Annotated in this window: 16 protein-coding genes; 8 read left to right on the top strand and 8 right to left on the bottom strand. The window is 71.3% G+C overall.

Annotation, left to right across the window (positions count from 1 at the left end):
- Positions 1-68: 68 nt before the first annotated feature.
- The 3 genes from ACFW9Z_RS13550 to ACFW9Z_RS13540 all read right to left on the bottom strand — a co-directional run bounded on the left by ACFW9Z_RS13550 (position 69) and on the right by ACFW9Z_RS13540 (position 6,073).
- On the bottom strand, positions 69-272 hold the full coding sequence (locus ACFW9Z_RS13550; RefSeq protein ID WP_366706598.1) for an acyl-CoA carboxylase subunit epsilon: 204 nt from the start codon (positions 270-272) through the stop codon (positions 69-71).
- A 72-nt stretch (positions 273-344) separates the two neighbouring features.
- Positions 345-1,928 carry an acyl-CoA carboxylase subunit beta gene (locus ACFW9Z_RS13545; RefSeq protein WP_384639061.1) on the bottom strand — a complete coding sequence of 528 codons (1,584 nt, stop codon included), beginning with the start codon at positions 1,926-1,928 and terminating at the stop codon, positions 345-347.
- A 263-nt stretch (positions 1,929-2,191) separates the two neighbouring features.
- A complete protein-coding gene (locus ACFW9Z_RS13540; RefSeq protein WP_384639058.1) occupies positions 2,192-6,073 on the bottom strand; it encodes an endo-alpha-N-acetylgalactosaminidase family protein in 3,882 nt (1,293 codons plus the stop codon).
- Between the two features lie 467 nt (positions 6,074-6,540).
- On the opposite strand from ACFW9Z_RS13540, the gene ACFW9Z_RS13535 reads away from it, so the two are divergent.
- Positions 6,541-7,752, top strand: coding sequence for a glycoside hydrolase family 64 protein (locus tag ACFW9Z_RS13535; protein ID WP_384639445.1), 1,212 nt, complete (start codon positions 6,541-6,543; stop codon positions 7,750-7,752).
- A gap of 193 nt (positions 7,753-7,945) precedes the next feature.
- Positions 7,946-8,569, top strand: coding sequence for a YceI family protein (locus ACFW9Z_RS13530; RefSeq protein WP_384639055.1), 624 nt, complete (start codon positions 7,946-7,948; stop codon positions 8,567-8,569).
- Positions 8,570-8,641: 72 nt separating this feature from the next.
- Here ACFW9Z_RS13530 and ACFW9Z_RS13525 read toward each other — a convergent pair whose 3' ends face one another.
- The 4 genes from ACFW9Z_RS13525 to ACFW9Z_RS13510 form a co-directional block, all read right to left on the bottom strand.
- Entirely contained in the window at positions 8,642-9,670 is a 1,029-nt protein-coding gene (locus ACFW9Z_RS13525) for an iron-siderophore ABC transporter substrate-binding protein (RefSeq protein WP_384639052.1), read from the bottom strand.
- 122 nt (positions 9,671-9,792) lie between these two features.
- Positions 9,793-10,647 carry an ABC transporter ATP-binding protein gene (locus tag ACFW9Z_RS13520; protein WP_384639442.1) on the bottom strand — a complete coding sequence of 285 codons (855 nt, stop codon included), beginning with the start codon at positions 10,645-10,647 and terminating at the stop codon, positions 9,793-9,795.
- An 86-nt stretch (positions 10,648-10,733) separates the two neighbouring features.
- Complete coding sequence (locus ACFW9Z_RS13515; protein WP_384639049.1) at positions 10,734-11,795, bottom strand: FecCD family ABC transporter permease; 1,062 nt, start codon at positions 11,793-11,795, stop codon at positions 10,734-10,736.
- Between the two features lie 20 nt (positions 11,796-11,815).
- Entirely contained in the window at positions 11,816-12,883 is a 1,068-nt protein-coding gene (locus tag ACFW9Z_RS13510; RefSeq protein ID WP_384639046.1) for a FecCD family ABC transporter permease, read from the bottom strand.
- A gap of 307 nt (positions 12,884-13,190) precedes the next feature.
- On the opposite strand from ACFW9Z_RS13510, the gene ACFW9Z_RS13505 reads away from it, so the two are divergent.
- Positions 13,191-13,748, top strand: coding sequence for an MSMEG_1061 family FMN-dependent PPOX-type flavoprotein (locus tag ACFW9Z_RS13505; RefSeq protein WP_384639439.1), 558 nt, complete (start codon positions 13,191-13,193; stop codon positions 13,746-13,748).
- A 177-nt stretch (positions 13,749-13,925) separates the two neighbouring features.
- Here the strand turns inward: ACFW9Z_RS13505 and ACFW9Z_RS13500 are convergent, their stop codons facing one another.
- Positions 13,926-14,249, bottom strand: coding sequence for a hypothetical protein (locus ACFW9Z_RS13500; RefSeq protein ID WP_384639043.1), 324 nt, complete (start codon positions 14,247-14,249; stop codon positions 13,926-13,928).
- A 372-nt stretch (positions 14,250-14,621) separates the two neighbouring features.
- Here ACFW9Z_RS13500 and ACFW9Z_RS13495 point away from each other — a divergent pair, with 372 nt between their 5' ends.
- The 5 genes from ACFW9Z_RS13495 to ACFW9Z_RS13475 are packed head-to-tail and all read left to right on the top strand — an operon-like array spanning position 14,622 to position 19,228.
- Positions 14,622-15,215, top strand: a complete 594-nt coding sequence (locus tag ACFW9Z_RS13495; protein ID WP_384639040.1) for an RNA polymerase sigma factor — start codon at positions 14,622-14,624, stop codon at positions 15,213-15,215.
- Positions 15,212-16,081: a zf-HC2 domain-containing protein gene (locus ACFW9Z_RS13490; RefSeq protein ID WP_384639037.1), complete on the top strand. Its 870-nt coding sequence runs from the start codon at positions 15,212-15,214 to the stop codon at positions 16,079-16,081. The genes ACFW9Z_RS13495 and ACFW9Z_RS13490 overlap by 4 nt, the downstream gene beginning before the upstream one ends.
- Positions 16,078-16,953, top strand: a complete 876-nt coding sequence (locus ACFW9Z_RS13485; RefSeq protein WP_384639034.1) for an ABC transporter ATP-binding protein — start codon at positions 16,078-16,080, stop codon at positions 16,951-16,953. Before ACFW9Z_RS13490 ends, ACFW9Z_RS13485 begins: the two co-directional genes overlap by 4 nt.
- Positions 16,950-18,539: an ABC transporter permease gene (locus tag ACFW9Z_RS13480; RefSeq protein WP_384639031.1), complete on the top strand. Its 1,590-nt coding sequence runs from the start codon at positions 16,950-16,952 to the stop codon at positions 18,537-18,539. Before ACFW9Z_RS13485 ends, ACFW9Z_RS13480 begins: the two co-directional genes overlap by 4 nt.
- Positions 18,536-19,228 (top strand): ABC transporter, encoded by a 693-nt coding sequence (locus tag ACFW9Z_RS13475; protein WP_384639028.1) that lies wholly within the window; start codon positions 18,536-18,538, stop codon positions 19,226-19,228. Before ACFW9Z_RS13480 ends, ACFW9Z_RS13475 begins: the two co-directional genes overlap by 4 nt.
- Positions 19,229-19,289 lie beyond the last annotated feature (61 nt).

Below are 19,289 nucleotides of genomic sequence, written 5' to 3'. Positions count from 1 at the left end.
CGCGTACGAGAAGGGCCCCGCACTCCTGAGGAGTGCGGGGCCCTTCTCGTACGGGCTGTGCGGGCGGGTCAGCCCTGCCAGCTGTGCGGGGCGCGGAAGCCCGGCGTGCGCTCCAGACGGCGCCAGCCGGCCGTGTCGCGGCCCCGGTGGGCGGGGGCGGGCGGCTGGGCGGCGGCACGGGCCATCAGGACGGCGGTGATGGCCGCCAGCTCCTCGGGGTCGGCGTGACCCTTCTCGACGCGCAGGACGGACTCGGCGGAAGTCAGGCTCATGGTGGGGTGTCTCCGTCTTCTCGGCAGGGTGTCGTGGACCGTGCGGCGGACCGTGCCGCTGCTCGGGTGCGACTACTGCGGGGGGTTGCCGTGCTTGCGGGACGGCAGGTCGGCGTGCTTGTTGCGGAGCATCGCGAGCGAGGCGATGAGCACCTCGCGGGTCTCGGTGGGGTCGATGACGTCGTCGACGAGGCCGCGCTCGGCCGCGTAGTACGGGTGCATCAGCTCGGCCTTGTACTCCTTGACCATGCGGGCGCGCATGGCCTCGGGGTCCTCGGCGTCCGCGATCTGTCGGCGGAAGATGACGTTGGCGGCACCCTCGGCGCCCATCACCGCGATCTCGTTGGTGGGCCAGGCGTAGGTGAGGTCGGCCCCGATGGACTGGCTGTCCATGACGATGTACGCGCCTCCGTAGGCCTTCCGCAGGATCAGCGAGATCCTGGGCACGGTGGCGTTGCAGTAGGCGTACAGCAGCTTGGCGCCGTGCCGGATGATCCCACCGTGCTCCTGGTCGACGCCGGGCAGGAAGCCGGGGACGTCCAGAAGGGTGATGATCGGGATGTTGAAGGCGTCACACATCTGGACGAACCGTGCGGCCTTCTCGGACGCCTCGATGTCCAGCACCCCGGCCAGCGCCTGCGGCTGGTTGGCGACGATGCCGACGACCTGACCGTCCAGGCGGGCCATCGCACAGATGATGTTGCGGGCCCAGCGCTCGTGGATCTCCAGGTAGTCGCCGTCGTCGACGAGCTCCTCGATCACCTGGTGCATGTCGTACGGGCGGTTGCCGTCGGCCGGGACCAGGTCGAGCAGGGCCTCGCTGCGCCGGTCGGCCGGGTCGTCGCTCTCGACGGTCGGCGGGTTCTCGCGGTTGTTGGAGGGCAGCATCCCGATGAGGTAGCGGACCTCGGCGATGCAGGTCTCCTCGTCGTCGTACGCGAAGTGCGCCACGCCGCTCGTCTCGGCGTGCACGTCCGCGCCGCCGAGGCCGTTCTGGGTGATCTCCTCGCCGGTGACCGCCTTCACGACGTCCGGTCCGGTGATGAACATCTGCGAGGTCTCGCGGACCATGAAGACGAAGTCGGTGAGCGCCGGGCTGTAGGCCGCGCCGCCCGCGCACGGGCCGAGCATCACGCTGATCTGCGGGATGACACCCGAGGCGCGCGTGTTGCGCTGGAAGATGCCGCCGTACCCGGCGAGGGCCGAGACGCCCTCCTGGATACGGGCTCCGGCGCCGTCGTTCAGCGACACCAGCGGGGCACCGGCCGAGATGGCCATGTCCATGATCTTGTGGATCTTCGTGGCGTGGGCCTCGCCCAGCGCCCCGCCGAAGATCCGGAAGTCGTGCGCGTAGACGAAGACCGTACGGCCCTCGACCGTGCCCCAGCCGGTGATGACACCGTCCGTGTAGGGCTTCTTGGCCTCCAGGCCGAACCCGGTCGCCCGGTGCCGGCGGAGCTGCTCGACCTCCTTGAACGAGCCCGGGTCGAGCAGCAGCTCGATGCGCTCGCGCGCGGTCAGCTTGCCCTTGGCGTGCTGCGCCTCGGTGGCGCGCTCGCTGGGGCCGCGCCGGGCCTGCTCGCGCAGGGCCAGGAGTTCGGCCACCCGGCCACGCGTGTCGCTCGGCTCACCCTGGGTTTCGTCCACAACGGTCATGCATCGACCCTACGAACCCCGACCCAGAAATCGTGCCGTCGACTCCGTACAGTCTCCTGCCCGGTTTCGTGGTGGGTGTGAACAGAACCGCCCCCACGGGCAGCCGATCCACCAGCCGAATGCCGCCCCGCGCTGTGAGAACCCTACAAAGACGCGGTGTGCCGTGGGACACAGGGCACTGAGGGGGCCCGCAGGCCCCCTCAGTATGGAGCAGCACCGTTCCCCTGATGTGCACCGCGCCGCGACCGCTGTTCGCCCGGTGTTCAACCCCCGCAGTGGAAGCGGGCGTTGCCCCAGTCGGCGTGGTCGTTGCCGTTGCCGTCACCGCCGTCGTCGACGACGAGTTCGACGTACCGCGCTCCGGTGACGTCGGCGGTGAGCTTCCAGGCCGGATCGGCGGCCCCCAGCACCGGCGAGGTCACCTTCCCCGCCCCGTCGGCGGTGACGGAGAACCGCACGCTGCCGCGCGTGGTCTGGACGTCGTCGACCCCGACCTCGGCGGTGAAGGAGGTGCACCGCCCGCCCAGGTGGTAGCGGATCATCGCCGGGGCGTGGGTGCCGAGCCCCTTGGCGTACACGACCCCGCCGATCGTCAACGGGCTGCCGTCGCCCGTCCCGGTCTCCCCGTTCGACTGGTCGCGCTCCACGGGCCCCCAGCCGTTCCGGGAGTCCGTCCAGTCCAGGTCGCCGGCCCAGGTGTCCTCGGTGGGCGGGGGCGGCAGGGTCCGTACGGAGGCCCGTGCGCCGAGCGTGCGCGGGGCGCCTCCCACGGCGTACGTGGCCTCCGCGCCGAGCTGGTACGTGGCGTACGGGGCGTCGACCGGCGGGGTGACCCGCCAGCTGCCGGTGACCTTGGCACCGGGCGCGACGGAGTCGAAGGCGACGGCCCCCGCGGGCTCGGCCTTCCACCCCTCCGGCACGGTCAGCGCCAGCTCGACCCCGGTCGCGGCGCTCGCCTCGTCGTTGCCGAAGACCGCCTTCACGGTGTTCGGAGCGCCCGGCTCCAGGGTCCCGGCGTCGGCGGCCACCGTGAGCGTCCCGCAGGAGGCTTCCTCCCCGGCGGGGGCGGGCCCGAGGTCGGTCACGGTGAAGGAGTCGAGCACGAAGTCCGCCCCCTGGGGCGCTCCGGCCCGCTTCCGCAGCCCGGTCCAGGTGTCGCCGCATCCGGCGGTGAGGGTCTGGCTGAAGTGGCCGGTGGTGCGCTGCTGCCCGATGGGGGTGGCCCGGGTCTCGGTGGAGACGGCCCTGCCTCCCGCGACCCGGTCGTAGCCGTCGACCCAGGTGTAGGCGCCCGCGTGGCTGGACTGGTAGTCGAAGGCGACCTCGTAGCGGTGGCCGTCCTTCATCGGGACGGTCCAGGGGGCGGTGCGGTAGACGAGCCCGGTGTTCTCCTCGTGGGACTTCAGGGACTCCTTCCCCCCGAGCACGTCGTCGGTCGGCTTCCCGTTCCAGCCGGACTGGGTGTACGGGGCGTTCAGCTGGGAGATGTGGGTGCGGGGGTCGGTGGAGCCGCCCGCGTCGCCCTTGAGGAAGGGCCCCCAGCCCTGGTCGACCGCCTCGAAGTCCTCGTACACCACCGTCCCGGGCCGGGTGGCGGGGGCGTTCTCCACGATCCGTACGTCATCGGCCCGGACGGTCGCCCCGGAGCCCGCCGCCGCCTCGATGCGCAGGGTGGTGCGGCCGTTCGCCGGGGCGGTGAAGTTCACCTTGGCGCGCTGGAAGTGGGTGCCGTGCCAGTCGGAGGCGGCGACGAAGTCCTCGGCCGTGGACCGCTCGACGGCGACGGACTTGCCGCCCGCGCTCAGCACCGTACGACGGGACTGGCCGGGTTCCACTTCGATGAGGGCGGAGGCGGTGTAGCGCCTGCCGGGCTTGAGGCCGGTGACGGGCTGGAAGAGCGCGGCCGTGGCGGAGCCGGAGAGGGCGGCGCTGTTGCGGCCCTGCTCGTCGGTGTGGCGGGCGGTGGTCCCGGTCTTCGTCCAGCCGGTGAGGTTACGGTCGTTGAAGCCGGGGTCCTTGAGGGGCGTGCCCTGGCCCCAGTCGGGGTCGGCTGCCCGGGGCGCCTGGCCCGGGTGGAGGACGTACGGCTGTCCGGCGGTGGCGGTGAGCGTGATCTTCCCGCTGGAGGCGGGGCGTACGGTGGCGACCTTCTCGCGCCCGTTGTCGGTCAGTTCGTAGACGGTGTACGGGCCCTTCCCCGGCACCTCCCAGGTGCTGGTGCCCCCGATCTCGCTGTAGTGGTAGAGCTTCTTCCCGCCGTCCCACGGCAGCAGGTAGTCCGTCCCGCTGAGCACCTTGCGGCCCTGCTGGTAGAAGGTCCGCTTCCCGTCCTCGACCGTGCCGCGCACGCCCCCGGTGAAGGTGATGTCGTTGCCGTCCCAGCGGGTGATCCGCTGCTGCTGGAGGTACTTGGCGGGGAGGTTCTTCTGCCAGACGGCGGCGGTGAAGGCGGTCCAGTCGGTCTCGCCGGTCCACCCCTCGAACTCTTCCAGGACGCTCTGACCGAGGACGGGATGGTTGTTCCAGATGTCCTTCTCACCGTTGCGGATGAACCGGATGATCTGCGAGTTGAGGCCCTTGTTGGTGGCCCCTCCGTAGTTCAGGTCGTTGGCCCAGTGCGACCAGAGCGAGGCGCGCTCGAACTTGTCGGACCACTCGGTGCCGACGGTCCAGCCCTGCTTCTGGACGGACTGGATCGTCTTGTCGGCGATCCAGCCGTGCGTGTAGTAGACGTCGATGTAGAGGAAGGCGAGGTTGCGGTCGGTCTCGTTGCGGAGCTGCTGGAAGCGCTGGGCGAGGTCGCCGCTGTTGAGGTCGCGGCGCTGGTCCATGTAGTAGCTCTGGTTGAGCCAGTTCCAGCCGGGCTTCGTCCTGTCGACGAGCTGCTCGCTGAAGGCGTTGGCCTCCGGGTAGGACTCGGTGGCGTTGACGTGGACGCCGAAGGTGGCACCCCACTTCCTGCCCTGCTTGAGAAGGGTGTTGAGGTCCTTCAGCCCGCCGGCCCGCTTGTTGTAGTTGCCGCCGTAGTCGGGGTGGGCGGAGTCGTGACCCTCGGAGCCGTACCCCTTGAGGACGGCGAGCTGGCCGAGGCCGTCGGTGGCCCGCGAGATCCGCTTGACGTCGTCGAGGGTGCGCAGGAAGGGGTGGGTGGCCTGGCTGGCGAAGTTGAACGGGATGTGGGTGATGACCCGGTTCGCGGTCTCCTCGCTGCCGGGGGCGGTGATGCCGATGGAGCGGAAGGCGATGGCCCCGTCCTGCCAGTCGACGGCCTTGTCGCCGTTGGCGTCGGGGGTGACGACGACCTTGGCCCAGGGCAGGTTCTCGCCGCTCTCCGGCTTCGGGGCACCCTCGCCCCGGTAGGTCCACTGGCCCGAGTCGACGCCGACCCGGACGCTTCCGTCGGCCTCGGTGCGGGCCTGGTGCCAGAAGCGGGCGTCGTCGCCGCCGGTTCGGCCGGAGGGCTTGTCGTAGGAGGAGTTGGACTCGACGGCGGCGGCGAGCGAGTCGGTGTTGAGGAGGGCGTAGGTGGCGCCGAGGGGCGCGGGGTCGGGCTTGGTGGCCCCCGTAACCTTCGTGAAGACGTCGGCGGTACGGGTGGAGTCCGGGTCCAGCGTCGTGAACGCGGTGGCGGCGCCGGGTTCGGTGGAGCCGACGGAGATCAGGTCGTGCCCGGGGATGTCGATGGTCCCCACCCGGAACGCGGCGGTGTCGCGGACGGCGGTCACCCTGAAGGTGGTGGTCCGGCCGGAGACGGTGAGCGAGGCGTCGATCTCGACGCCGGGGAGGCCGGTGAAGGCGAGGGTGTAGCGGGCGGAGGAACCGTTCACCTTGGGCGCGGCCTTGAGCTTCACCGGGTGGGCGGTGCCGTTGAGGGTGACGGCGGTGACCGGCCGCGTACTGCCGAGGAGCCGCTTGCCACTGGCCCGGTCGGTGTACGAGAGGACGCGCGGGAAGTCGTCGGCCACGGCGACGGTGAGGTGGGCGGAGCCGATGGTGGCGGAGCCGCCGGCCCCGGGGGCTGCCTCGGCGGCCGGTGCGGCGGAGGGCGGATCGGCGGCTGCGGCGGGGAGGGCCGTCCCCACGAGCGCCAGGACGGCGGCTGAAGCGACGGCGACCGGGCCGGCGGAGGGGAATCTTGGCGACATGGCCCCTGAGTAGCCCCCGTGTCAGGACACCGTCAACGAATACCGGGGCCGGGGGCTGCCTCCGTCCAACAACCGTGGTCGGTTAGTCCAAGTGGGCCGGGGACAGCTTCCAGAGGCCGCCCGTTCACCTCTTGGCCGAAGCCACCCCCGTACGACCGGATCCACCCCCGTACGACCGGATCCACCCCCGTACGACCGGATCCACCTCCGTACGACCGGAGCCACCCCCGTACGGTCACGGTTCGCACCCGCTCGGTTCCGGCAAGTACCGCTTCCGGGCGTCGAGTTGTGAAGACTCCGCATTTTTGAGAGCGCTCTCAGCCACAAGTGTTGACGCTTGCCCCGGCCCTGGCGAGAGTGGTGCGCACCCGCAGACACCCCCACTGTCCGGCCCCTCCCCCACCCCACCCCCACGACCCGTCTGCGGCCCCCACACACTCGGGAGTTCCCTCGTGATTTCGCGCAGAATGTTCCTGACCGGCGCCGTCGCCACGGCCACCGCCCTGACGTACCCCGCCTGGGGCACCGCCCTCAGCCCGCGCGCCTCGGCAGCGCCCGCGACCTGTGAACTGGCCCTGGAGAACAAGTCGTTGCCGGGCACGGTGCACGCGTACGTCACCGGCCACGAGCTGGGCACCGACCGCTGGGTGCTGCTCCGGCCGAACGGTGAGGTCTACCGCCCCGAATCCCCCGGCGCCCCGCAGACCCCGCTCCCGGTGGACTGCGCGATCCCGCTCAACAGCGCGGGCGCGGCCCCGGTGGTGCTGACGCTGCCGCAGATGTACGGGGCGCGGGTCTACTTCGTCCGCGACGACAAGCTGGACTTCTTCCTCAACCCCGGCCCCTCCCTGGTGGAGCCCGCCTTCGCGACGCCCACGGACCCGAACTACGGGCGGACCTGGGCGTTCGCCGAGTTCACCTTCAACACCGAGCAGCTGTACTCCAACATCAGTTACGTGGACCTGATCACCGCGCTCCCGATCGGCATCACACTGGAGGGCGACGGCACCCATGTCGTGGCCCCGCACCCCGAGGACGCGGCGGAGCGGATCGCGGCGGACCTCACCGCGCAGGCCGCCGCCGACGGGCAGCCCTGGGACCGGCTGATCACCCGGGGCGACGACGGCAACGTCCTTCGGGTCGTCTCGCCGCAGAACATCATGGCCCCGTACTTCGACCGGCCCGCCGAGATGCCGTTCCGGGGTCTGTTCGAGGCGCAGATCGACGAGGTGTGGGGGAAGTACCGCTCCGAGGACCTGCGCATCGACCTCCAGGGCGGCCGGGGCACGCTGGCGGGGCGGGTGAGCGGGGACGTCCTCACCTTCGAGGGCGGCCCCACCTTCACCAAGCCGGAGACGAAGGACATCTTCACCTGCAACCACGGGCCGTTCACCAACAACCCGGGCGACTCCGACGACAAGAAGGCGATCCTGGCCCGGCTGGCGGCGGGCTTCAACCGGTCGATCATGCTGAGCCACCCGAGCCAGCCGAACGGCACGACGGTGGCGGACTACTACCGGACCCCGGTGACCAACCACTGGTCCCGCGTGGTCCACGCCAACAGCCCGATCGGCTACGCGTTCCCGTACGACGACGTCCGCCCGGACGGCGAGCCCGATGTCTCGGGCGCGGCACACGACGGGAACCCGCGGCGCTTCACGGTGAGCGTGGGGGCCTGACGTCAGCACGGAGAGTGCCCCTGTCGGCTGTGGCCGGCAGGGGCACTCCCCATCGGGGGCTGCTCCAGATCGAGGGCCGGGAGGCCATGGACCCGGGCACCGCGTGCCAGATGTTGAAACTTGAACAAGATAGGGCTACAGTCAATCTCGTTGAAGCTTAAACAACATCCGCAGCGCATCCCGAGGAGGAGCCATGGCTCTGTTCACCCGCAAGTCGTCCGCCGCCCCGACCACCGTCGCCGAGGCCCCCTCGGTGGACCCGGCCCTGGCCGCCCTGACCGGCGCGTACACCATCGACCCGGCCCACAGCAGCATCGGCTTCACGGTGCGGCACGCCATGGTCACCAATGTGCGCGGCTCCTTCGGCGAGCACGAGGGCACCCTGACCCTGGACGGCACCGACCCGGCGAACTCCTCCGCCGCCATCGATGTGAAGATCGGCAGCATCGACACCGGCATCGCCGACCGCGACGGCCACCTGGTCAGCGGCGACTTCTTCGACGCCGAGCAGTTCCCCCTGATGACGTTCCGCTCGACGCGGGCCGAGCAGCTGGGCGGCGACGCGTACCGGATCACCGGCGACCTGACCATCAAGGACGTCACGCGCCCGCTCTCCATCGACCTGGAGTTCAACGGCTCCGCCACCGACGTCTACGGCAACGAGCGCGTCGGCTTCGAGGGCAGCGCGGACATCCTGCGCTCCGACTGGGGCCTGACCTGGAACGCGGCGCTGGAGACCGGCGGGGTCATGGTCAGCGACAAGGTCAAGCTGACCTTCGACATCTCCGCGATCAAGGCCGCGGCACCGCAGGAGTGACACGGACGACAGCGCGCCCCGCACCCGTGAGATCCGGGTACGGGGCGCGCTGTCGTATGTGCCGTACGGGTGTTACTTCTTGACCTTCTCCGCGAAGAGCGGGACGACCTTCTCCAGGGCGTACGAGACGGAGAGTACGGAGTCCGTGGCGAACGCCTGCGCGATGTCCTGGTCCTCGAAGATCAGGGCGTTGCCGGCCTTGACCGACGGGACCGCCTTGTAGAGCGGGTCGTTGCTGATGTCCGTGGCGGGGATGCCGATCGGGGTCATCACCGTGAGGTCGGCGTCCAGGAGTTCGAGGTTCTCCTTGGAGATGGAGACGGAGAAGCCCCCGTCGGCCTTGGCCTCGACGGCCGGACTGTTCGTGAAGCCGAGGCGCTCGACGAAGTCGACCCGGCCGGTGCCGCCGACGTACGCGCCGTACCCCTCGGAGGTGCGCGAGCCGAGCACGATGGTGGCGTCCTTGAACTCGGGGTGCGCCTTCGCGGCGGCCTCGAACTTCTTCTCGGTCTCCGCGATCAGCTCCTTGCCCTTCTCGGGCACGCCCATCGCGGCGGCGATCATCGTGGTCTGCTGCTCCCACGAGATCCTGTACTGGTCGCCGTCCTTGGGCACGCCGACGGTCGGGGCGATCTTCTTCAGGGTGTCGTAGCGGGTCTGGTCGCCGCTGGACTTGGTGTCCAGGATCAGGTCCGGCTGGAGGGAGGCGATCTTCTCGAACTCCGGCTCCATCGTGCCGATCAGCTCGGGGGCCTTGTCGTACATGCCCTTGGCCCAGGGGCCGACGCCCTCGCCACCGAACGGCAGCCAGTCGCTCGCGCCGACCGGCTGGCCGCCGAGCGCGAGCACGGTCTCGGCGTCGCCCCAGCCGAGCGCGACGATGCGCTTGGGCTGCTTGTCGACGGTGACCTCGCCGAACTTCGTCGCGACCTTGGCAGGGAAGGCGCCCGCGGAGGCGCCGTCGGAGGCGGAGGGGGAGGCAGAAGCGGAGGAGTCGTCGTCCGACGCACCGCAGGCGGAGACGCCGACGAGGAGGGCGGCGACGGCACCGGCCATCAGGACGGGGGTGCGGCGGGGGCGCCGGGAAGCGGAAGCGTTCATACCCATGAGGTTAGCCTCACCTAATGACAACGGTGCCATCGGGTTGACCCGTCCGGTTCCCCGCCGTTCTGGTGCCGTTCTGTACGTTTTACTCGGCTTTACTCCGTACGTCTTACTCGGCTTTACGCGGCCGGGTTCTTCACATGGTGGCGTCCCAGCGGCACCACCATCGGGGTGGCCGACGCCGGGTCCTCGATCACCGAGCAGCGCATCCCGAAGACCTCGCCGACCAGCGCCTCCGTCACGATGTCGACGGGCCGCCCCTCCGCCAGGATCCGCCCGTCCTTCATGGCGATCATGTGGTCCGCGTACCGGCAGGCCAGGTTCAGATCGTGCAGGACGGCCACCATCGTGACGCTGCGCTCCCGGTTGAGGTCGGTGAGCAGGTCCAGGACGTCGAGCTGGTGGCTGGCATCCAGGTACGTCGTCGGCTCGTCCAGCAGCAGGATGTCCGTCCGCTGTGCCAGCGCCATCGCGATCCACACCCGCTGCCGCTGACCGCCCGAGAGCTCGTCCACCGGCCGGTCGGCCAGCTCCAGGACATCGGTGGAGAGCAGCGCCTGCGCGACCGCCTCGTCGTCCTCGGAGCTCCAGCGGCGGAACCAGCCCTGGTGCGGGTAGCGGCCGCGGCCGACCAGGTCGGAGACGGTGATGCCCTCCGGGGCGGTGGGGCTCTGCGGGAGGATGCCCAGGACCGAGGCGACCTCCTTGGTCGGCATCTCCTGGATGGACCGGCCGTTCAGGAGCACTGCCCCGGCGGAGGGCGCGAGCAGCCGGGCCATCGACCGCAGCAGGGTCGACTTGCCGCAGGCGTTGGGCCCGACGATGACGGTGATCCGTCCGGGCGGGACGGTCACGCTGAGGTCGCGGACGATCTCCCGCTCGCCGTAGCCGAGCCGGACGTCCCGGGCTTCAAGAGTGTGATCGGCCACGACCGGGCCACGCCTTTCGCTGTCGTCCTGCGTCTCGTCGTTCATGTTGTTCTTGTTGCTCTTGTTGTTCTCGTCGTTCTTCTCGCTCTTCTCGCTCTTCTCGTACGCCGTCATCTCATCCCCTCATCCCCTCATCCCCCACTGCCCACGCGGTTGGCGCGGGCCAGGAGCAGGAGCAGGTACGGGGCGCCGATGATGCTGGTGACCACGCCCACCGGCAGCTGGACGGAGGGCAGCATGTGCTGGGCCGCGAAGTCGGCGACCAGGACCAGCAGGGCCCCGGTCAGGGCCGCCTGGGGCAGCGCCGCACCCCGGCCCGGGACCAGTCGGCGGGCGATCGGCGCAGCGACGAAGGCCACGAACCCGACGGGCCCGGCCGCCGCCGTGGCGACCCCCGCGAGGGCCGTGGCGCACCCGAGCAGGGCGAGCCGGCTCGGCTCCACCCGCGTACCGAGTCCGGCGGCGGCGTCGTCCCCGAGCTGGAGCGGGCGCAGGGCGTGCGCGGCGAGGGCGGTGAGCGGGACGAGCAGGGCGAACGCCCCGAGCATCGGCCAGAACTGGCCCCAGGAGCGGCCGTTGAGGCTGCCGGCCAGCCAGCGCAGGGCCTCCTGTGCGTCGGCGACGTTGGAGCGGGCCATCACGTACCAGACGACGCTGGAGAGCCCCATGCCGACGCCGATCCCGACGAGGACGAGCCGCTGCCCGGCGACGCCTTGCCGCCACGCGAGCAGGTAGATGGCGATTCCGGCGGCCATCGATCCGGCCAGGGCACTCGCGGAGAGGGCGAGCCCGCTGACCTGGAAGAGGAGTGCGGCGGTGACGGCGACGGCGCTGGCTCCGGCGCTGATGCCGATCAGGTCGGGGCTGGCCAGGGGGTTGCGCAGCACGGTCTGGAAGACGCCTCCGGAGAGGCCGAACGCGGCACCGACGAGGACGGCGAGGAGGGCGCGGGGCAGCCGGAGCTCCAGGACGACGAACTGCGAGCCGCCGTCGCCGCCTCCGAGGAGGGTGTCGACGACCTTCCCGATCGGCATGACCATGTCGCCGACGCTGAGCGAGAGGCCGAACACCGCGACCGCGGCGACGAGGAGGACGGCCGCGACGGTGACGGACCGCCGGCGCCCCCGTCCCCGTACGGCGGAAACCTGCCGTACAGCGGCGGCGAGCCGGTCCTTCTCCGTGTCCGTGTCCACAGCCGTGACGGGTCCCGGGCTCACAGTTCCACCAGCTTCCTGCGCCGGACCAGCCAGATGAAGGGGATGCAGCCGATCGCGGCGGTGATCACACCGACCTGCACCTCGCCGGGCGGGGCGATCACCCGGCCGACGATGTCGGCGACGAGCAGCATGATCGGGGCGAGGACCATGCTGTACGGGAGCACCCAGCGGTAGTCGGGCCCGGTGATGAGGCGGGCGGCGTGCGGTACGGCGAGGCCGACGAAGCCGATGGGCCCGGCGACGACGGTGGCGGCGCCGCAGAGCACCACCACGGCGAGGGCCGAGATCATCCGGGCCCTCCCGACCCGCTGGCCGAGGCCCCGCGCGAGGTCGTCGCCGAGGGAGAGGGCGTTGAGCTGCGGCCCGAGCGAGAGGGCGAATACGGCCCCGACGAGGATGAACGGGGAGACCTGCCAGAGCACCTCGGAGCTGCGGGCGGTCAGCGCCCCGAGCTGCCAGAACCGGAACTGGTCGTAGCTCTCCCGGTCCTGGAGCAGGATCGCGCTGGTGATCGAGGTGAGGACGGCGGCGGTCGCGGCCCCGGCGAGGGCCAGCTTCACGGGCGTCGCCCCCTCCCGCCCGAGCGAGCCGACCCCGTAGACGAGGAGGGCGGCGAGCAGGGCGCCCAGGAAGCCGAACCAGATGAACTGGGTGGCGACGGTGAAGCCGAGCAGCGTGATCGAGCAGACGACGGCCACGGACGCGCCCGCGTTGATGCCGAGGAGCTGGGGGTCGGCGAGGGGGTTACGGGCGACGCCCTGCATGACGGTCCCCGCGAGCCCGAGCGCCGCCCCGGCGAGCAGCCCGGCGACGGTACGCGGGATACGGACCTCCTGGATGACGAGCTGGCCCTTGACGGTGAGGTCGGGGTCGAAGACACCGGGCAGCACATCGCGGAACGGCACGTCCCCGGAGCCGATGGCGAGGCTCGCGACGACGGCGAGCACGAGCACCCCGAGGGCCGCCACGAGCCCGAGGGCGAGGACGGGCCTGCTGCGCCTGGGCTGCGCCTTCTTCTTCTCGCTCGCGGTCCCCCGCGCGCCCAGGACGGTGGAGCCGCTCACGGCCCTGCCACCGGGGCGGCGGCGGCCGGAATGCGGTTGTGCACTGTTGTCTCACCCTTGCTCATCGGCTGCTCATCGGCGTGTTCGGGCAGGGACGCCCCTGTCCACGGCGTTCGGACAGGGCACCCCTTGCCATCCACGCAGGGGTCGGGCAGGCCCGGAACGTAGCCGTCCGCAACCGGTCCACCCCGGCCGGGGAACACAAGGGGGCCCAAAGTAAGGTCACCCTAACAGCGCCCGCCCGACCGCGCGCCGCCGCACCCCCACGAGCCACGGAGCCCTTCCCTTGTCGTACGCCGCCGATTCCCTGTCGTACGCCGTCGGCACCGCCGCCCCCACCTCCGGCCCGCTGGCCGGGGCCGTGCCCCTGGGCTCGGCGGACGAGCTGCGCGAGATTCTGGGCACCCCGCACCCCATCGTCATCGACAAGGTCCACGACCGGCTCACCGACGACGATCTGGCCCTGCTGGCCCGCTCCCCGTTCTGCGCGCTCTCCACCTCCGACGCGTCCGGCACCTGCGACGTCACCCCGCGCGGCGACGGCCCCGGCTTCACCCACGTCCTGGACCCCGGCACCCTCGCGCTCCCCGACCGCCCGGGCAACCGCCGCGCGGACAGCTTCCACAACATCCTGTCCAACCCGCACGTGGGCCTCCTCTACCTGATACCCGGCGCGATGGACGTCCTGCGCGTCAACGGCCGCGCCCGCATCCTCACGGACGCCCCGTTCTTCGACGCGATGACGGTGAAGGGCCGGCGCCCGAAACTCGCTCTGCTCGTCGAGATCGACGAGATCTTCCGCCACTGCCCGAACGCGCTGCGCCGGTCGGGGGTGTGGGCTCCGGAGACGTGGGCGGGGGCGTAGCCGATACGCGGTGACCTCGGAGGAGTCCGCTCGACTCCCCTCGGAACTTATTCCGTTTCACGCGCTGCGACTGATTCACCGACGTACCCTGTAGACGCAAGAGGCGTTCCCCGGAGCTGACTTCCGGGGAACGCCTCTTGTATTCATGGCGTCAACCGTGACACCGTCACCGACTTCTCAACAGTTGTTTATGCCATCGAAGCGGCGCGGCTGGATGGCGACCTTGGAGGTGGCGCGATCGCCCGGGTTGAGCGTATGACAGGGGCCGTCCGCGCCGAATGCCCAGACGATCTTCACGCGCACGCGGTAGCTGCAGTCGTTACGGGCGTGGCCGGTCTGCGTGATCGTGCCCTTGGTGACCCAGCCGGCGACGCAGGTGGGCGCCGTACCAGTGGCGCCGACAGTAGCGGCGGCCGCCGGGGCGGCGCCGACGGTGGCCGTGAGAGCCGCCGCGGAGAGCATTACCGCCGCCGTGCGTCTGAGGGTGGTTGAGGTACGCAAAAGAATTCCCCTTTTGCGTGGGAACCAACAAATCGCTCCGCCGGAGATCTGGTCGGGCCATCTCCCGGGAGCGCGGTCGATTGGAAGCTTCACCCAAGGTCGATTGACATTCAAGAGCCTTTCTTTACAGGCGAGTTGAAGTCATGGCCGAATCATGAGGGAGTCCGGGAAAAGGAGGGATATCTTCCATTCACCCCTGATCTCATCCAGCCAGGATGTTTGCTTCTCGCGGACACCCTCCCCACCCGGATTCCGGCCCGATAAGGCTCCCCGCCTGGCGCGAAGCGACCGGGCCACCTCCGGGTCAAATGTGACCAGGGTCACTCCGCACCCATGAACCGAAAGCGTCGGCCGTTACGACGAAGGGGTGTGATGAGAGAGCCGCACGACGCGGATACCGAAGCGGACCTCGCGGCGGCTGTCGCCGAGGGGGACCGTGACGCCTTCAGGCTGCTCTACCGTCACTACGCCCCTTGGCTGACCGCCCGACTGCGCCACCGCTGCGCGGACGACTCCCTGCTCGACGACATCGTGCAGGAGACGTTTCTCGACCTGTGGCGCACCTGTGCCGCCGGGCGGCAGCAGCAGGTCGCGGATATGAGCGGCTGGTTGTGGCGCATCGCCTCCCGGCGGCTCGCGGACCAGGCTCGCGCGAGTGGTGCCCGCTCGCGGCTCCAGCAGGCGCTGCGACGGCTGCGTACACCCGTCGAACCGTCGGCCGAGGAGAGGGCGCTTGCCGACGGCAGGCACGGTGATCTGGCGGATGCGCTGGCCCGGCTCCCCGTGGATCTCCGGCACGTCATGCAGGCGACGGTGGTCGACGGCCTGACCGTTCGGCAGGCCGCGAATGTCCTCGGAGTGCCGCCCGGCACAGTGAAGACGCGCGCCATGCGCGCCCGCACGTTACTGAAGCAGGAACTCGAGGGGCCCGCGGTCGCGGCCCGGCCGGAGAGGAGGGAAAGGTGACGCAGCGGAGATCGCCGCAGGAGAGTACCGACCACCCCGCACCTGACCACCACACACCTGACGCGCTGCTGCGCGGCTATGCGCGCGGAGAGACGGCGCCACACGCCCTGCACGCCGTCGAGTCGCACCTCGACCACTGTCCGCTCTGCCGCTCCCGGCTGTCCGCCCACACCGACCCGCAGATCCTGGACGACGGCTGGGAGCGCCTCGACGTGGCGATCGACGCGCCCGTACCCGGCAGGGGGGAGCGGCTGTTGCTCCGGTTCGGGATGCCGGACCATGTGGCGCGGCTGGTCGCGGCGACTCCGGCACTGCGTGCGTCCTGGGTGAGTGCCGCCGCCCTCACGTTGCTGCTTGCCGCGCTGCTCTCGCGCCTCGCCGAGTCGGCCGCGACGCCGGTGCTCTTCCTCGGTCTCGCACCGCTGCTGCCCGTGGCCGGAGTGGCCGTCTCCTACGGCCGACGCTGGGATCCCGCGCACGAGATGGGCCTGGTGGCGCCCATGCGGGCCTTCCGGCTCGTACTGCTGCGCACCGTGGTCGTCCTCGGCACCTGCATCGCCCTGACGGGCGCTGCCAGCCTGACCCTGCCCGGGGTCGGGCTCACCGCCTTCGGGTGGCTGCTGCCCGGCTGTGCGCTCACCGCCGTGAGCCTCGCGCTGGCGACATGTATGGACTCCACGACGGCGGCCGGGGTGGCCGGGGCCTGCTGGCTCGCGGTCCTCGTCGCCACCCACCACTCGCACGCCGTCTTCAGCGCGACGGGACAGACCGCCTCGGCCGCGGTGCTCGCCGTGGCCTCGGCGGTCGTGCTGCTCTCCCGTACCGCATTCGACCGGCCCGCCTACCGACAGAGGACTGCCCGATGACCGACCACTCCGTCGAGGTGAGCGAACTGAGCGTGCGCTACCGGCGCTCCGTGGCCCTCGACTCCGTGTCCCTCTCGCTGCAGACGGGCGTCACCGGCCTGCTCGGACCCAACGGCGCGGGCAAGACCACCCTGCTGCGGGCCCTGGCCACCGCGCTCGTCCCCGACGCCGGGGAGATCCGGGTGCTCGGCCGGGATCCCCGCGACCCCGGCCGGCGGACGGAGATCAGGCGGCGCCTCGGGTTCCTGCCGCAGGACCCGGGATTCCATCCGAACTTCACCGCCTTCGATTTCGTGGACTACGTCGCGATCCTCAAGGAGATGACGCACCGAGGGCGCAGGCACGACGAGGTGCGCCGGGTGCTCGACGCCGTGGGCCTCAGTGAGCACCGCGGCAAGCGCATCCGGATGCTGTCGGGCGGTATGAAGCAGCGCGTGGCGCTCGCCGCGGCCCTCGCGGGCGAGCCCGAACTGCTCATCCTCGACGAGCCGACTGTCGGCCTCGATCCCGAACAGCGTCTGCGTTTCCGCGAGTTGATCGCCGATATCGGAGAGGGCCGGACCGTCCTGCTCTCCACGCACCAGACCGAGGACGTCGCCGCCCTGTGCCGTCGCGTCGTCGTACTCGACCACGGCGTCGTCAAGTTCGACGGCGATCCGGTCGGCCTGAGCGCGGTCGCCCAGGGCCGGGTGTGGAGCAGCGCCGAGCGCGACCCGCAGGCGCTGGCCGGATGGCGTACGGGCAATGGGACGTTCCGCAACATCGGCAGTCCGCCGCCGGGGGCCTCGACCGTGGACCCCGCGCTGGAGGACGGCTATCTGCTGCTCCTCGACGACACCGGGCGGCGGGCCGGCCAGGGGGCCGCGGCATGAGCGGCACGATGACCCAGGCCCCGGCGGATACCGGAAGCCGCACCTCCGCCACCGCGGGCGCCGCGACGCGCACGCTCGCCCGCGCCGAAGCCGTACGGCTGCTGCGGCACCCCGCGGTGCTCGCCGCGTTCGCGCTGTACCTGGTGCAGTGGGCGTACGCCGGGTACTCCGGCGACGACCGCTATCCGGTGCTGCACGACGAGGACCGCTACACCCAGCTGTCGCTGCTGCTGATCGCGGCGGGAACCCTGCTCGCGGCCAACCTCGCCGCGCTCCGCTCGTACCGGCACGGCACGGATGCGATGTTCGACCTCCTGGTGCTCCCGCCCTGGCGGCGCACCTGGGCCCAGTTGCTCGCCCTGTTGCCGGTGGCCGCGCTGTCGGCGGTCCTGGCCGGGGCCCGCATCGGCTACGCGGCCGCTCAGGACGCGGCGGTCGGCACCCCCTCCGTGGTGGAGCTCGCCACCGGCCCGCTCGTGGTGCTCCTGGCGGGCGCGATCGGTGTCTTCATGGCCCGCGTCGTCCGGTCCGTGGTCGCCGCGCCGCTCACCCTGGCCGCGCTCGGGATCGTGACGGTGGCGGGCGCACTGCAGCCCACATCGGGCATCCGGTGGTGGGGTCTGGTCGGTATCGAGGACGAGACCGTGCCACCCCTGCCCACCGCTCTCCTCCACCGTCCGGCGAGCTGGCATCTGCTCTATCTGGCCGCCTTGCTGATCCTGGTGGCCGCGGTGACGGTGCTCCGCGCGGGCGGTCGCTCAACCGCGTTCAGGGCGACGGCCGGTGTCGCCCTTCTGGCAGTGCTCGGCACGGGTTTCACGCAGCAGCGCGGCCTGCCGGACGAGGTGCGCGAGGCACGTACGGCCGCCGAGAACGCCCCCTCGTCGCAGCAGGTGTGCGTCGAGCGCGACGACATCGGCTACTGCGCCTTCCCCGAGTTCAGGGACCGGTCCCGGCAGTGGGCCGAGGTGACCTCAGGAGTGCTGCGCCGGGTGCCGCAGGCCGCGCGGGAGGAGCGGTACGTGGTTCGCCAGCATGTCTTCCTGAGCACGGTCGACACCGGTGTCGTACCTCCGCTGCCGGTGGCACGGTGGGAAGCCGACGACCGTGCGGCCGGGACGCCGGGCGCCGTGCCCGTCGGCACCGACTGGGGCACGCACAGCGATCTCGCGGGCGACCACATGCTCGGCTTCGCCGGGAGCTTCGCGCACCGCGTGGTGACCGGCGAGGCCCCCGCCGATGCCCACAGCCAGGCGGTCTGCCACGCCCGCGGGGCGATCACGCTGTGGCTCGCCGTCCAGGCGACCGACGGGACCCGGGCGGCCTACGACTCGCTGGCCGCGCGGTCCTTCGGCGGTCTCTCGCTCAACGCCTTCGACGCCGTCACCGGCCTCAGTATCAGCGCGCGGGAGCAGGACCTCGTACGGACCCTGCTGACGCGGCCCGACGCCGACGTCGGCGCCCAGGTGAAGCAGTCGTGGACAGAACTCACCGCCCCGGACACCACGACCGACGAGGCGGCCGCCATCCTGGGCGTCCCGGCCCCGCCGCCCGCGCGCGAGGGCGAGGAGGGCCGGTGCGGGTGAACGCCTCCACGGGTGCGGTATTACGCACCCTTCTCCTGCCCGACCTGCGGGCCGCCCGCACCCTTCCACTGCTCGGCGCGGGCGTGGTGTCGGTGGCCGGTACGGCCTGCCCCGCACTGTTCTCCGCACACGTCCAACCGGACGCGGCCGCCGTGCTGTTGCGGATCGCCACCGTGCTGACCGCCATCGGCCTCGCCTGCCTCCTCGACGACCCCGCGGCGCGGACGACCGTCGTGGTGCCTGTCTCCCGAGGGCTGCGCAGCGGACTGCGGATGGCTGCGGGCCTGCTGGTCTTCGGACTCTTCTGGGGCGCCTCGGCGGGCCTCGTCCGGCTGAGGGTGGCGGCCGAGGCACGGCAGGTGTTCCCCGTCGGCGGGCTCGCGGTGGAAGCCGTGACGCTGGCCGTCGGCACACTGGCCCTCGCCCTTTTCGGTATGCGGCGCTCGGCGCTGGGGGCGGGCAGCCTGGTGGCCGCGCCCGCGCTGACGCTCTTCGTCGTGGCGGCGCTGTTCCTGCCGGCCGGACTGGAGCTGTTCCCCGTACCGGGTGATCCGGACTGGAGCGGTGCCACGCTGCGGTGGGCGGTGCTCCTGGTCCTGGCCCTGGCCGGATGCGCGGCACAGTTGCGCGACGAGCCGCGTGCGAAGCGCGCCCCCGCCCCCGTACCCCCTGGGAGGGCAGTCCGCTAGCGACCGGGCCGCCTTCCCCGCAGGCAGCGGGGAAGGCGGCCTGTTCACGCGCACTCGGGGC

Origin of the sequence: Streptomyces sp. NPDC059452, assembly GCF_042750035.1 — a bacterium.
Taxonomy (GTDB): Bacteria; Actinomycetota; Actinomycetes; order Streptomycetales; family Streptomycetaceae; genus Streptomyces.
This window is presented reverse-complemented; position numbering and strand designations above follow the sequence as displayed.